Genomic DNA, 14,795 nt, shown 5'->3' with positions numbered 1-14,795 from the left:
TGGAGAGTCCCCCACCCCAACCCCTCCCCTGAAGGGGAGGGGCTTAGAGTGCTGCGCCCGTTTCGCCCGCCATTTCGCTCGCAAAAGGAGAAGGCCATGCGCCTCTCACGCTTCTTCATCACCCGCCCGATCTTCGCGGCGGTGATCGCGATCCTCATCACGATCCTGGGCGGCATCGCCTATTTCGCGCTGCCCATCTCGCAATATCCCGACATCGTGCCGCCGACGGTCACGGTGACGGCCAGCTATCCCGGCGCCTCGGCCGAGACCGTGGCGGAAACCGTCGCCGCGCCGATCGAGCAGGAAATCAACGGCGTCGACGACATGCTCTACCAGTCGTCGCAGTCGACCGGCGACGGCAATGTGACGATCACCGTCACCTTCAAGACCGGCACCAATCTCGATGCCGCGCAGGTGCTGGTGCAGAACCGCGTCGCGGTCGCGATCCCGCGCCTGCCCGAGGAAGTGCAGCGCCTCGGCGTCGTCACGCGCAAGACCAGCCCCGACTTCCTGATGGTCGTCAACCTGATCTCGCCCGACAACTCGATCGATCGCAGCTACATCTCCAACTATGCGCTGACCCAGGTGAAGGACCGCCTCGCGCGGCTCGAGGGCGTGGGCGACGTGCGCATGTTCGGTGCGCGCGACTATGCGATGCGGGTGTGGATTGATCCCGGCCGTGCCGCCGCGCTGAACCTCACCGCCGGTGACATCGTCCAGGCGCTGCGCGGGCAGAACATCCAGGTGGCGGCGGGTTCGCTCGGCCAGCCGGGCTCGCAGCGCAGCGGCAACGCCTTCCAGCTCAACGTCGAGACGCAGGGGCGCCTGAAGACCCCGGCCGAGTTCGGTCGCGTCGTCATCCGCACCGATAGCGAGGGCCGCCAGGTCCGCGTGAGCGACGTGGCGCGCGTCGAGCTCGGCGCCGCCGACTATTCCTCCAACACCTATCTTTCGAACAAGCCGACCGTGATCCTGGCCGCCTTTCAGCGCCCGGGTTCCAACGCGCTCGCCGCCGCGCTGCGGATCAAGGCGGAGATGGACACGATTGCGAAGACCTTCCCCAAGGGCCTCGAATATCGCGTGATCTACAACCCCACCGAGTTCATCGCCCAGTCGATCGACGCGGTGTACCATACGCTCGGCGAAGCGGTGGTGCTCGTCGTCCTCGTCGTGATCGTGTTCCTCCAGAAGTGGCGGGCGGCGATCATCCCGGTGGTGGCGATTCCCGTATCGCTGATCGGCACCATGGCGATCCTGCTGCCGATGGGATACTCGCTCAACAACCTGTCGCTGTTCGGGCTGGTGCTCGCCATCGGCATCGTCGTCGACGACGCGATCGTCGTGGTCGAGAATGTCGAGCGCAACCTGGCCCAGGGCATGACTCCGCTCCAGGCCGCGCGCACCTCGATGGACGAAGTGTCGGGCGCGCTGGTCGCGATCGTGCTGGTGCTGTTCGCGGTGTTCCTGCCGACCCTGTTCCTCAACGGTCTGTCGGGCGCCTTCTACAAGCAGTTCGCGGTCACCATCTCGGTCGCCACCGCCATTTCGCTGCTCGTTTCGCTGACGCTCTCCCCGGCGCTCGCCGCGGTGCTGCTCAAGCATCACGAGGGCGAGGCCAAGGGCCGGATCGGGCGTGTGTTCGGCCGCGCGGCGGATGCCTTCAATCGCGGCTTCGAGCGGATGAGCAACGGCTATGCCCGCCTCACCCACAAGCTGGTCACCCGGCCCAAGCGGATGATGGTGGCCTATCTCGGCCTGATCGCCGCCACGGTCGCGACCTTCTGGGTGACGCCGGTCGGCTTCATCCCGGCGCAGGACCAGGGCTATTTCCTCACGGTAATCCAGCTGCCGCCGGGCTCGTCGCTCGAACGCACCGATGAAGTGATGCGCAAGGTCGTCGCGCGCATCCTGCCGATCCCGGGCGTGAAGGGATCCGTGATGCTCGCGGGCTTCGACGGCCCGTCGCAGACGCTCGCCCCGAACAGTGCTGCCGCCTACGTCCCGCTGCAGAGCTTCGAGGAGCGCAAGAAGCTCGGCGTCAACCTCGCCGGCATCATGGCCGAGGCACGCAAGCGCACCGCCGACATCAACGAGGCGATGCTGCTCGTGGTCCCGCCGCCGCTCATCCAGGGCATCGGCTCGGCCGGCGGCTATCGCCTGATGGTCGAGGATCGCGGCGAGCATGGCTATCAGGCGCTGGGCAACACCGCCTTCGGCCTGATCGGCCAGGCCAACAAGACGCCGGGGCTCGCCCAGGTCTATACCTTCTTCAACACCGCGACGCCGCGCGTCTTCGCCGACATCGATCGCCGCAAGGCCGAGATGCTGGGCGTGCCGCCTAGCCAAGTGTTCGAGGCGCTGAGCGTCTATCTCGGCTCCGCCTTCGTCAACGACTTCAACATGCTCGGCCGCACCTACCGCGTGACCGCGCAGGCCGACGCGCCGTTCCGTGCGACCGAGGCCGACATCGCCAACCTCAAGACGCGCTCGGACGCCGGCTTCATGGTGCCGATCGGATCGGTCGCGACCTTCGAGAACAAGACGGGCCCGTACCGCGTCACGCGCTACAACCTGTTCCCGGCGGTGGAAGTCGACGGCGATACCGCCCCCGGCTACAGCTCGGGCGCCTCGCTCGACGCGATGGAGAAGATTGCCGCCGAGCTGCCCGCCGGCTATGCGGGCGAGTGGACCGGTATTGCCTATCAGCAGAAGATGGCGGGAAGCACGGCGGGCCTGGTATTCGCGCTGGCGGTGCTGTTCGTCTTCCTGGTGCTGGCGGCGCAATATGAGAGCCTGACGCTGCCCCTGGCGATCATCCTGATCGTGCCGATGTGTCTGCTGGCGGCGATGGCGGGCGTGAACCTGCGAGGCATGGACAACAATGTGCTGACGCAGATCGGGCTGGTCGTGCTGATCGCGCTCGCCGCCAAGAACGCGATCCTCGTGGTCGAGTTCGCCCACCAGGCGGAGGTCCGCGACGGCCTGTCGCCGGTGGAAGCCGCGGTACGGGCGGCGCAGGACCGGTTACGGCCGATCCTGATGACCAGCTTCGCCTTCATCCTCGGCGCGGTGCCGCTGCTGATCGCGAGCGGCGCAGGCTCCGAGCTCCGCCAGGCGCTGGGAACGGCGGTGTTCTTCGGGATGATGGGCGTCACCGGCTTCGGCCTGCTGTTCACGCCGACCTTCTACGTGGTGTGCCGCGCGCTCGGTGCGCGGCTCGCCCGGCGGCGCGGGCGGGGTGGCGAACACCACCAGTTCCAGCCGGCCGAGTAAATTGAACCAATCGGCGGGCGCATCCCACGCGCCCGTCGCAGGAGATTTCGCATGCAACGCATGGCTTCGATCATGGCCGCAGTCTCGGCGCTGGCGCTTTCCGCCTGCGCCGCCGGCCCGAACTACACCGCGCCTACCCGGCCGCAGAGCGCGGCGGGAGCGTTCCTCTCGACCGGTCCGGCGGTCTCGACCGCGCCGGTGCAGCAGGGCTGGTGGCGGCTCTACAACGATCCGGTGCTCGACCGGCTGGTGACGGAAGCGCTCGCCGCCAACACCGATGTCCGCGTGGCGGTCGCCCGTATCGAGCGCGCCCGGGCGACGTTGCGCGGCGCAACTGCCAACCGGCTGCCGCAGGGCAGCGCGAGTAGCGGTGCCAACTATGCCCGGTTCCCGCAGATCCAGCGCCCGATCGGCGTGAGCGGCGAGACCTGGCAGATCGATGCCGGGCTCAGCATCAACTACGAGGTCGATCTGTTCGGTCGGCTTTCCCGCAACGTCGAGGCGGCGCGCGGCGATGTCGCGGCGGCGGAAGCGGATGCCGAAGCGGTGCGGGTCATCGTCGCGGCGGACACGGCGTGCGCCTATGCCGATGCGGTCTCGTCGGCCGAGCGACTGGCGGTGGCCGAGCATATCGTCGCGCTGCTCGACCAGTCGATCGACCTCACTCAGCGCCGCCGCACCGTCGGCCTGGCGACCCGGCTCGACGTCGCCCGCATCGCGGCGCTGCGCAACCAGCGCCAGGCCGAGGTGCCGGCACTCGCCGCCCAGCGCGATGCGGCGCTGTTCCGGCTCGCCACGCTGATCGGCAAGACCCCCGCCGAACTGCCCGCCGAGGCGCGCGCGCGCCGCACCACGTTGCGGCTCGACCAGCCGATCCCGGTGGGCGACGGCGCCGCGCTGCTCGCCCGCCGCCCGGACGTCCGTGCCGCCGAACGTCGGCTCGCCGCCGCCACCGCGCGGATCGGGGTGGCGACGGCGGACCTCTATCCGCGCATTTCGCTCGGTGCGTCGGGCGGGTCGACGGGGACGGATCTTGATGGCCTGTTCGGCGCGGGGCCGCTGCGCTGGTTGCTGGGCGGGCTGATCAACTGGACGGTGAATCCCGCGCCTGCCCGCGCCCGCATCGCCGCTGCCGAGGCCGACAGCCGCGCCGCGCTCGCCACGTTCGACGGCACGGTGCTGACCGCGCTGCAGGAAACCGAGACGGCGCTGTCCGCCTATGGCCGCGCGCTGGAACGGCGTACCGCGTTGCAGGCGGCGCTGGAGGAAGCCGAGGCGGCGGTGCGGATCGCCCGCGCGCGCCAGACCGAGGGGGATATCAACTCGCTCGACCTGCTCGATGCCGAGCGCACCTTCGCCGATGCCCAGGCCGCGCTGGCGACGGCGGATGCGGCGATCACCGAGGCGCAGGTCAATCTGTTCCGGGCGCTCGGCGGCGGCTGGCAGCGGACGGCGTGAGCAAGAGCGCGGTGGCGCCTACGCCGCCACCGCCACGCCGAGCAGCAGCGATCCCGCCTGCCGGAGATGGCAATGGGAACGCCCCTCGGTCGTCTCGGCGATCCAGCGGTCGGCATCCAGCACCCGGGTGTCGATCGCCGCGGGATCGATGGCGGACGCGATGCCGATCCGCTTGGCATGCGCCTCCTTGGCAACCCAGCAGGCGGTCCAGTCCAGCGGCGCGGCGTTCGCTATCCCCTCTCGCTCGCGCGCCGTCATCGCGTCGTCGGGCAGGGGGGCGTCCAGCATCTCCTCGAGATCGACGCCGATCGGCCGACGCGACACGCCGATCAGTGCCGCCGCCCCGCGCCCCGCAATGCTGACATGCCAGCCGGCGGGCTCGATCACCTGCGGCGCGCCCAGCGGCGAGCGCGTGAAGGCGATCGTATCGGGGTGCATTGCCGAAACCCGCGCGAGCAGCAGCCGCGTCAGCTGCCGCCGGCGGAGGCGCAGCGCGGCGCCCGGCCTGGTCGCGAGGTCGTGCCGATCCTCTGGCAGGATCGCGGCGGACCGGTAGAGCGGGTCCATCGCCGCATCGTCCAGCCGGACATGCCAGGCGATCGGCCGATCCGCTGTCGGCCAGTCCGCAACCGGGCCGGACAGCCAGACCGGCCCGGTCACGCCTCCTTCGCGAGCTGCGCGGGCGAGCCTTCCCACGACGTTCCCGCAGGCAGCGTCTCGCCCTTCATCACCACCGACAGATCGCCGAGCTGGACGTCCTCGCCGATCTCGGCATCGTAGAGCACGATCGCATAGGAGCCGATCGTAGCCCGGTCGCCGACCGTGACGCCGCTCACCTTCATCACCCGGTCCTCGAACAGATGCGTCTGGAGACCGGCGAAATCGTTGAGCGCGACGTCGTCGCCGATTCGTACCAGATCCTGCTCGGTCACGTCCGTCGTGTCGATATAGCAGCGCTTGCCGATCTTGCAGCCGAGCAGGCGGAGATAGGCGGGTAGCCAGGGCGTGCCGCGCAGCGGCTCGAGCAGGTTGGGCACCGCGAGATTCTCATAGGTCGCGGTCACCAGCTCGGTCCGCCAGACGAAGGTGCTCCACAACGGCTGGGTCGTCGGCTTGTACCGGCCCATCACCAGCCACTTCAGCAGCACGACCGACATGCCGCAGGCCAGCGCGAAGCCGACATAGAGGAAGGGGAAGGTCACGACGATCCAGTGGCCGCCGCCTCGCAGGTCGTCCAGCTCGCTGACGATCGACAAGAGCAGGCTGAAAAAGGCGACGAACAGGGTGAGCGACAGCGTCACGCGGATCGCCTCGATCGATAGACGGGTGGCGATCAGCCGTTTGCTCGGGTTGAAACGCGCGCCTTCGTCGAACAGGCCCACCGTCTGGCGGACCGGGAGCGAGATCGGCGGCGAGCCGAACCAGGTGCCGTCCGGATTGGCCGCGCTGCCGTCCTCGGGGGGCTTGGAAAGCACGCCGATCAGCACGCCGTCGCCGATCGTGGCGCCGGCCGGCAGCAGCGCCGAGTTGCCGATGAACGAGCGCCGGCCGATCCTGGTATGCGCCAGCTGGATGGCGCCGGGCTCGACGCGCGCGGCACCGAACAGCACCGCGTCGGCGATGAAGCTTTCCGGCCCCACCTCGACGAGGTCGGGCACGATCGCCGCCGCGGTCGAGATTTCCGCCCGCCGCCCGACCTTGACGCCAAGCGCACGGTACCAAGGGACCACATAGAGCGTCGCATAGATCGGGTGGAGCAGCCGCAGCGCCAGGTCGTTCACCTGCTGGACGAACCAGAAGCGGACATAGAACCAGCTGTGGATCGAATAGCGCCCCGGCGCGACACGCCCGAGGAACAGCCTTTTGGCCGCTACCGTCAGCACGCACATGAGCAGCACATAGGTGACCGCGAGCAACGGCGAGATCAGCAGGTAGCTGTAGCTCTCGGTGTTCCAGTCGATCTCGATCATCCAGACGAGGCCGGGCGCGATCGGCAGGATCGCGACGATCGGCAGGAGCAGCGCCCCGATGGTCAGCGCAACGCCGGTGAGCAGGCGCTGCAACGGCCCCGCCTCGCTGTCGTTCTGGCGGGGGATGCCCGTCGCGATCGATCGAGCGGGGGAGCCGCTCCAGCGCTCGCCGGCGGGAATGGCGGTGCCTACCGGCAGCGCCGACAGGTCTTCCAGCGCGGCGCCTTCGCCGATGGTGCAGTCCCGCCCGACCACCGCCATCGAGCCGAGGAAGGCGCCCGCCCCGATGGTGGCCGAGCCGAGGCGGAGCAACCCGCGCTCGACCGAGCTGGTCGCGAGCATCGCATAGTCGCTGACCACCGCATCGTCGCCGATCGAGACGAGATCCGCCGCGTCGATATTGCCGCGACCGATAAAGGCCCGCTTGCCCACCTTGGCGCCCATCAGGCGATAATAGGCTCGGATCATCGGCGTGCCGGCAAGATACGGGGTGGCGATCACCTCCGAGAAGCGGCGCACGAACCACCAGCGGAAATAATAGCTTCCCCACAGCGGATACTCGCCCGCGCGGTATCGACCGATCACTATCCACTTCACGACGATCGAGGCGAGCATCGCCAGCGGCGGGATGGCGAGGAAGCTCAGGCCGCTGAACAGCAGCGCCGGCACCCGGTCGAAGTCCCCGGTCAGGTGGACATAGGCGACATAGGGAAAGAACCATTGCAGGCCGGCGATCGCATAGATCGGCACCAGCGCGATGGTCTGGGCGATCCAGCACAGCCAGCGGGTTGCCGCCGGCGTGTGATGGAACGGCAGTTCGACGGCGTTCTCGCCGGTCAGCTTGTCCTTCAGCCGCTCGGCCAGCGCGCGGATATTGGGGGCGGCGTAGAGGTCCTGGATCGAGATGCCGGCCAGCCCCGGCGTCTTGCGGATCGCCGAGACCAGCCGCGCGGCCTTGAGCGAATGGCCGCCCAGATCCTCGAACAGGTCGTCGGTGACCGAGACCTTCTGCGGTGCGAATGCCTCGGCCCACACGGCGTGGAGCTGCGTTTCCAGCGGGGTGGCCGGGGCCACCGTCTCGCGGTCGCTCGCCGGGGCGAGTGCCGGGCGCTGGAGCGCCTTGCGATCGACCTTCCCCGAGGCGGCGAGGGTGGGGAGCGCGTCGAGCAGCTGATAGCCGGCCGGGCGCATATAGTTGGGCAGACGCTCACGCACGCGGGCGCGGACCGCCTCAAGGTCGATGGCGGCACCGCCGCGCGCGACGAGGAAGGCGGCGAGGAATTCGGCGCCGTCGTCGTCGCGGAACAGGTGGACGACCGCCTGGGCCACGGCGGGGTCGTCGGCGATCACCGCCTCGATCTCGCCGAGCTCGACGCGGAATCCGCGGATCTTTACCTGGGTGTCGATACGGCCGATGAATTCGATGTCCCCCACCGCATCCAGCCGGACCAGATCACCCGAACGATAGATCTTGGCCGGCTGCCCGTCCGGCCCGTGAAAGGGCGTGAAGACGAACTTGTCGCCGGTCAGGTCCGGACGGTTGACATAGCCTGCGCCGACGCCCGGTCCGCCGATGACCAGCTCGCCTTCGGCACCCGCCGGCACCGGCCACAGCTGCTCGTCGACGATCCAGGCGGTGTAGCCGGGCAGCGGGCGGCCGATGGTGACGCGGCGGCCGGGCTGGACCTCGGTCCAGGTCGCGGTGACCGTTGTCTCGGTCGGACCATAGGTGTTGAGGATGCGCAGGCCCGGTCTCGCCCAGCGATCGACCAGATCGGGCGGGCAGGCCTCGCCGCCCAGATTGAGCAGCCGAAGCGCCGGCATCTCGGTTTCGACAAGGGTGAGCAGCGAGGGCACGACGTGCCAGATCGTCACCTTCTCGGCGGCGAGCACTTCGGCCATGTCCGGCCCGGCCTTGGCCAGCGCCTCGTTCGCGACGAGCAGCTCCGCACCGACGAAGAAGGCGCTCCACATCGTCTCGACCGACATGTCGAACGCGAGGCTGAACCCGCCAAACACCTTGTCCTCCGGATCGAGCGCGAGGATCGCGCATTCGGAGCGGACGAGATGCGCCGCGTTGCGATGGGTGATCATCACGCCCTTGGGGCGGCCGGTCGTGCCCGAGGTGTAGATGATATAGGCGAGGTCGTCGGGCGTGCTGCCGGTCTCGGCACGAGGGAGCGGCAACGCCTCGCGCGCCGCAAGATCGCCGAGTGCGGTGTCGACCGCAAGGACGCGCGCGGTCATCTCCGCGGCGCGGGCGCTTTCGGTAACGACGAGCACGGCGCCGCTATCCTCGACGATGAAGTCGATACGGTCCTGTGGATAGGTCCAGTCGACCGGCACATAGCAGGCCCCGGCCCAGAGCACGCCGAGGATCGCCATGTACTGGTCGATCCCGCGGGGCAGGCAGAGCACGACACGGTCGCCGCGCCGGACCCCCATCTCGCGCAGCTGACGGGCAAAGCGCAGCGCGCGGTCGCGCAGCTCGACATAGCTGAGTGCGGTACGGCGGCTGCTCTCGGGATCGTCCCCAAGCAGGCGAACCGCGCAGCGCCAGCCATGCTGGCGGGCGGTCGCCTCGAACAGCTCGTGCAGCAGCTCGTCGCGCGCATAGGGTTCTTCCTCGCGCAGGGCGGGGGAGGGCGCGATCGAGGCGAAGACCGTCTGGACGGGTTCGCTCGCGGGGTCGTCGATCCTTGGGCTCATGCGGGGTGCTTACGCTCCGATGACCCGTCTGGAAACGGGCGAACGCCAATAGGCGCATCCCTGCCGTAAAATGCCCTGAACGAGCGACTAGGCAAGCGCGTCGAGGCTTGCCACACTTGCCGGAGCATAACCCAACGACATGCGGGGAACGACCCGCCCACCAGGGAGAGAAGATTGATGGCGACCAGCCCGCCCGATGCCACGCCGCGTCATCACGAGGCGACCCGCAGCGAGAAGCTGGTGATCACCGCCAGCTCGCTCGGTACCGTGTTCGAATGGTACGACTTTTACCTGTACGGGCTGCTGACGACGATCATCGCCGCACAGTTCCTCACCGGGCTCAATCCCACCACCTCGTTCATCATGGCGCTGCTGGTGTTCGCCGCCGGCTTCCTCGTGCGGCCGTTCGGCGCGCTGGTGTTCGGCCGGATCGGCGACATGGTCGGGCGGCGTTACACCTTCATCATTACCCTGCTGGTGATGGGGCTTTCCACCTTCCTGGTCGGCTGCCTGCCGACCTACAAGACGGCGGGGGTCGCAGCACCCATCCTGCTCGTCGTGCTGCGCATGTTCCAGGGGCTGGCGCTGGGTGGCGAATATGGCGGCGCGGCCACCTATGTCGCCGAGCACGCGCCGGAGGGGAAGCGCGGCTTCTACACCAGCTGGATCCAGATCACCGCGACCGCCGGCCTCGCCATGGCATTGCTTATCGTCATCACCGTGCGCTCGCCGGTGACCGGTGTCGGCGAGGCGGCGTTCGCGGACTGGGGCTGGCGGATTCCCTATCTGCTCTCGGGCCTGTTCCTCGCGCTCGGCCTGTGGCTGCGGCTGAAGCTCCACGAATCGCCGGTGTTCAAGAAGATGAAGGCCGAGGGCACCGCCTCCAAGGCGCCGCTGACCGAGGCGTTCGGGCGCTGGGGAAACCTCAAGATCGTGCTGATCGCGTTCTTCGGCGCGATCGCGGGGCAGGCGGTGATCTGGTATACCGGCCAGCTCTACGCGCTGTACTTCCTCGAGAAGATGCTGAAGGTCGACGGTCTCACCGCCAACACGCTGGCGATCACCGCGCTGGTGCTGGCCACGCCGTTCTTCCTCGTCTTCGGCTGGCTGTCGGACAAGGTGGGCCGCAAGCCGATCATCCTCACCGGCTGCGCGCTGGCGACGCTGACGCTGTTCCCGGTGTTCCATGCCCTGACCAGCGCCGCGAACCCGGCGCTGGCCCGCGCGCTCGCCTCGGCCCCCGTCACCGTCGCCGCCGACCCGGCCGAATGCTCGTCGCAGTTCGATCCGGTCGGCCAGAACAAGTTCGACGCTACCAGCTGCGACATCGTCAAGAACGCGCTCGCCAAGGCGGGGGTCAACTATGAGAATGTCGCGGCCGCACCGGGCACGCTCGCCACGATCACGATCGGTGGCAAGCAGTTCACCGCCCCCGATCCGCGCCAGGTGACCGGCGATGCGCGCAAGACGGCGATCGCCGCCTTCACCGCGCAGGTGGTCGGCGTGCCGGCCGTACCGGCCAAGGGCGACGCGGCCGCCCGGCCCGCGGTCACCGGCGAGCTCGCCAAGGTGGGCTATCCGACCAGGGCCGATCCGGCGGCGATCAACAAGCCGCTGGTGGTGGCGCTGCTCTTCTACCTCGTGCTGCTGGTGACGATGGTCTACGGTCCGATCGCGGCGATGCTGGTCGAGCTGTTCCCCAGCCGCATCCGCTACACCTCGATGTCGCTGCCCTATCATATCGGCAATGGCTGGCTGGGCGGACTGTTGCCGGCGATCGGCTTCGCGATGGTCGCGGCCAACGGCAACATCTATTACGGCTTCTGGTATCCGGTGGTAGTCGCCGCCGCGACCCTGGTGTTCGGGCTGTTCTTCCTGCCCGAGACCTTCCGCCGCGACGTCGACGGCTGAGCTGACCTCAACCGGCGGGTTGATCCGAACCCGCCGGCATCGTGCGCGCGAGGCCGATCATCCGGTTGGCGGTCTCGCGCTCGCCCATCACCACCTCGTCGGCGCCGAGGCCTTCGAGATGGGCGACCTCGTCGGCGGAGTGCGCGCGCACCACCACCGGCACGCCGGGGGCAAGCAGCCGGGCGTGCTGGAGGATCGCGCCCCCTTCGAAGCCGGCCGGGATCGCGATCAGCAGCTTGCTCGCCTGGCCGATGCCGGCGGCGACCAGCGTCTGCCCCTCCAGCGCATTGCCTTCGACGACGGTGATGCCCTTTGCCCGTGCCGCTGCCGCCATGTCGCCCTGGTCCTCGATCAGGGCAAAGGCCTTGCCGTGCTGCTGCAGGTCCTCGGCGATCATCCTGCCGACCCGGCCAAAGCCGATCAGGATCACATGCCCTGCCGGCAACGTGACCGGCGCGATCGGACCCTTGGCGGGTTCGGCCACGTCGTAGCGTTTCGCCACCCAGGCGAACAGGAACGGATTCAGGAAGATCGACAGCATCGCCGCCGCCAGCACCACGTCGCGCGCCGCCGCCGGCATCAGCCCGAGATCGGTGCCCAGCCCGGCGAGGATGAACGAGAATTCGCCGATCTGGGCGAGGCTGACCGCCACCGTCAGCCCGGTCTGGTTCGAATAGCCGAACAGCCGGACGATGGCATAGGCGGCGAGCGACTTGCCGACGAGGATGATCGCCACCGCCGCCGCCAGCACCAGCGGCTGTTCGATCAGCACTGCCGGATTGAACAGCATGCCGACCGAGACGAAGAACAGCACCGCGAAGGCGTCGCGCAGCGGCAACGTCTCTTCGGTCGCGCGGCGGCTGAGCGAGGTTTCGCCGAGGATCATGCCGGCGAAGAAGGCGCCGAGCGCGAACGACACATCGAACGCCAGCGCCGCGCCGAAGGCAACACCCAGCGCGATCGCCAGCACCGCCAGCCGGAACAGCTCGCGCGAACCGGTGCCGACCACCCATTGCAGCGTCCAGGGGATCACCCGCCGTCCCACCACCAGCATCAGCGCGACAAAGCCGGCGACCTTGAGGAAGGTGGAGAGCAGCGGCTGGAGCAGCGATCCGCCGCCGTCGCCGCCCATCACCTCGCCCAGCACCGGCAGCAGCACCAGCGCGATCACCATCGCCAGATCCTCGACGATCAGCCAGCCCACGGCGATGCGGCCGCGTTCGGTCTGGACGATGTCGTGCCCCTGCAGCGCGCGCAGCAGCACCACCGTGCTCGCCACCGAGAGCGACAGGCCGAAGACGATCCCCGCCGTCAGCCCCCAGCCGGCGGCGATGGCGAGTCCGATACCCATCGCGGTGGCCGCGGCGATCTGCACCACCGCGCCCGGCACCGCGATCCGCCGAACCGACAGCAGGTCGCGCAGCGAGAAATGGAGGCCCACGCCGAACATCAGCAGGATCACGCCGATCTCGGCGAGTTCGTTGGCAAGGCCCGAATTGGCGACGAAGCCGGGGGTGAACGGGCCGACGGCGACGCCAGCGAGCAGATAGCCGGCGATCGGCGATACCTTCAGCCGGTGCGCGATGGCGCCGAACAGGAAGGCGACGACCAGTCCGGCGACGATAGTGGCGATCAGCGGCGCATGATGCGGCATGGATCCTCCTTTTTGGATGTGCGGCGAACGGCACCGATCCGGGGTTGCAGGTCGGTGCCGTCGCGCTCAGGGCTGGGCCGTGCTGATCGCCGCCGCCAGCAGCGCCGCGGCGCCGGCAATGCCGGTCCACAGGGCGGGGGCGAACCACCAGGGCGGCCTTTTGCCGCGTCTCTTTCGCATGGAACCTCCTCTGTCGCGGGCACGACGAAGACGATGTGCGGGGTGGGGTGGCGCTATGCGCCTAGCCACGTGCGCGGTGGCGCGCGTGCGCCCAGACCGGTGCGGTACTCCGACCCGCGCGGCATCGGGAGCACGGCCGGCGAGGTCCGTGCGGACGGCAGGAAGAGCAGCGAAACGGCCGCCGCCGGCACCACGATGGCGCCGTGGCCGGTCGCGCCGTCGAACCGGGGCCCGTCGCCGGTGCGGTGCAGGGCCGCCACGACATGCGGGTCGCCGCGCCTGGCGGCGAGTGCGACGCTGGTCGTCGCCGGGTTGAACGCCGCGCCGTCGATCAGCGTGTCGGGCGGCCCCAGCGGGGCGACGGCGCCGAACAGCAGCGCCGCCACGAACAGCCACACCAGCCGGCCGGACAATCGGCCGCTGGTGGGGCTGGTGTGGAAACGAAGGCTGGCCATCGCCCGCTCAACGTATGAACGGCACGTGCGTGCCGTAACGAAATATGTACGCGAACCGATGGCCTCAGATATAGGTGCGCAGCAACTCGCCCAGTGCGCAGATCGCCAGGCTCTGGCCATAAGGCATCGAGGTGAGGCGGATATCCTTGTAGAATTGCAGGGTGTCGCCCATCGCGGTGCCGAAGCTGACCTGCTGCAGCTCGCCCGCCGCGTCGATATTGTCGAGCACACCGCGCACCGCCTTCAGGCCCACCGCTTCATAGTGCCGCGGCAGATAGCCCTTCCGCACCGCCTTCAGGATGCCATAGGCAAAGCCCGCGGTGGCCGAGGCCTCGAGATAGCTGGTCGGGTCCATCACCAGCGTGTGCCAAAGGCCGCTTTCGTCCTGCGTCTCGGCCAGCGTCTTCACCTGCGCGGCGAGCGTGTCGATCAGGAAGGTGCGGAAGGCGTCGCCTTCGGGCAGATCGAGAATCTCGATGATCTCGGGGATTGCGATCGTCACCCAGCAATTGCCGCGCGCCCACAGCGCCTCGGCGAAATTGTGCCGGCCGTTGAAGTCCCAGCCGTGAAACCAGAGGCCGGTCTTCTTGTCGAACAGATATTTGATATGGACGAGGAACTGGCGCTTGGCCTCCTCCACATAGTGCGGACGGTTCAGCAGCAGACCGATCTTGGCGAGCGGCAGCACGCTCATCATCAACGTGTCGTCCCACATCTCGCCCGGATTTTCGTCGTTATAGACGATGTGCTGGAAGCCGCCCTCCTCGGTCTTGGGCAGGCCGTCCGGCGCCATCAGCCATTCGGCCCAGGTGTCGAGATAGGGCAGGTAGCTGGGATCGGGTTCGTGCTCGTACAGCCAGGCGAGCGTGATGAACGGCGCCACGGTGTTGATGTTCTTGGTCGGCGTGCCCTCGGCGAAGCGGTCGGCGAACCAGCCCTTGATGATGCCCAGCGCCTTCTGGTCGCCGGTCTGCTCGAAATAGCGCCACATGCCGAACAGGCCGACGCCGTGGGTCCATTCCCAGCCGGCCCAGCCCTTGGTGTCGATGATGCGCCCGTCTTCGAGGTGGAGCAGGAACTCGCCGGTCTCGTCCTTGATGTGGACGAGATTGTCCATCAGCAGGTCGATCTTCTGCGTGACGAGGCTGCGGGGAATGTCGTGCGAGGCGGCCAAGGGATGTGTCT

Annotated in this window: 8 protein-coding genes; 3 read left to right on the top strand and 5 right to left on the bottom strand. The window is 68.6% G+C overall.

Going from position 1 to position 14,795, the window contains the following annotated elements:
- Positions 1–96: 96 nt before the first annotated feature.
- Together KK7_RS0114215 and KK7_RS0114210 are read left to right on the top strand one after the other, a co-directional pair.
- Positions 97–3,273 (top strand): efflux RND transporter permease subunit, encoded by a 3,177-nt coding sequence (locus KK7_RS0114215; protein ID WP_010545310.1) that lies wholly within the window; start codon positions 97–99, stop codon positions 3,271–3,273.
- Between the two features lie 51 nt (positions 3,274–3,324).
- Positions 3,325–4,731 carry an efflux transporter outer membrane subunit gene (locus tag KK7_RS0114210; RefSeq protein ID WP_010545309.1) on the top strand — a complete coding sequence of 469 codons (1,407 nt, stop codon included), beginning with the start codon at positions 3,325–3,327 and terminating at the stop codon, positions 4,729–4,731.
- 18 nt (positions 4,732–4,749) lie between these two features.
- Here the strand turns inward: KK7_RS0114210 and KK7_RS21585 are convergent, their stop codons facing one another.
- Both KK7_RS21585 and KK7_RS0114200 read right to left on the bottom strand, forming a co-directional pair.
- Positions 4,750–5,391, bottom strand: a complete 642-nt coding sequence (locus KK7_RS21585) for a 4'-phosphopantetheinyl transferase family protein (protein ID WP_010545308.1) — start codon at positions 5,389–5,391, stop codon at positions 4,750–4,752.
- Complete coding sequence (locus tag KK7_RS0114200; protein ID WP_010545307.1) at positions 5,388–9,410, bottom strand: Pls/PosA family non-ribosomal peptide synthetase; 4,023 nt, start codon at positions 9,408–9,410, stop codon at positions 5,388–5,390. The genes KK7_RS21585 and KK7_RS0114200 overlap by 4 nt, the downstream gene beginning before the upstream one ends.
- 177 nt (positions 9,411–9,587) lie before the next feature.
- Here KK7_RS0114200 and KK7_RS0114195 point away from each other — a divergent pair, with 177 nt between their 5' ends.
- Entirely contained in the window at positions 9,588–11,321 is a 1,734-nt protein-coding gene (locus tag KK7_RS0114195; RefSeq protein WP_010545306.1) for an MFS transporter, read from the top strand.
- Between the two features lie 7 nt (positions 11,322–11,328).
- Here KK7_RS0114195 and KK7_RS0114190 read toward each other — a convergent pair whose 3' ends face one another.
- The 3 genes from KK7_RS0114190 to bglB all read right to left on the bottom strand — a co-directional run bounded on the left by KK7_RS0114190 (position 11,329) and on the right by bglB (position 14,727).
- Complete coding sequence (locus tag KK7_RS0114190) at positions 11,329–12,975, bottom strand: cation:proton antiporter domain-containing protein (RefSeq protein WP_010545305.1); 1,647 nt, start codon at positions 12,973–12,975, stop codon at positions 11,329–11,331.
- Between the two features lie 233 nt (positions 12,976–13,208).
- Entirely contained in the window at positions 13,209–13,610 is a 402-nt protein-coding gene (locus KK7_RS21580) for a hypothetical protein (protein WP_010545304.1), read from the bottom strand.
- A 64-nt stretch (positions 13,611–13,674) separates the two neighbouring features.
- Positions 13,675–14,727 (bottom strand): beta-galactosidase BglB, encoded by a 1,053-nt coding sequence (bglB, locus tag KK7_RS0114175; RefSeq protein ID WP_051121336.1) that lies wholly within the window; start codon positions 14,725–14,727, stop codon positions 13,675–13,677.
- Positions 14,728–14,795 lie beyond the last annotated feature (68 nt).

The organism is Sphingomonas elodea ATCC 31461, from assembly GCF_000226955.1.
GTDB classification, from domain to species: Bacteria; Pseudomonadota; Alphaproteobacteria; order Sphingomonadales; family Sphingomonadaceae; genus Sphingomonas; species Sphingomonas elodea.
The sequence above is the reverse complement of the archived record's forward strand: the minus strand, read 5'-3'. Positions and strand labels throughout refer to the sequence as shown.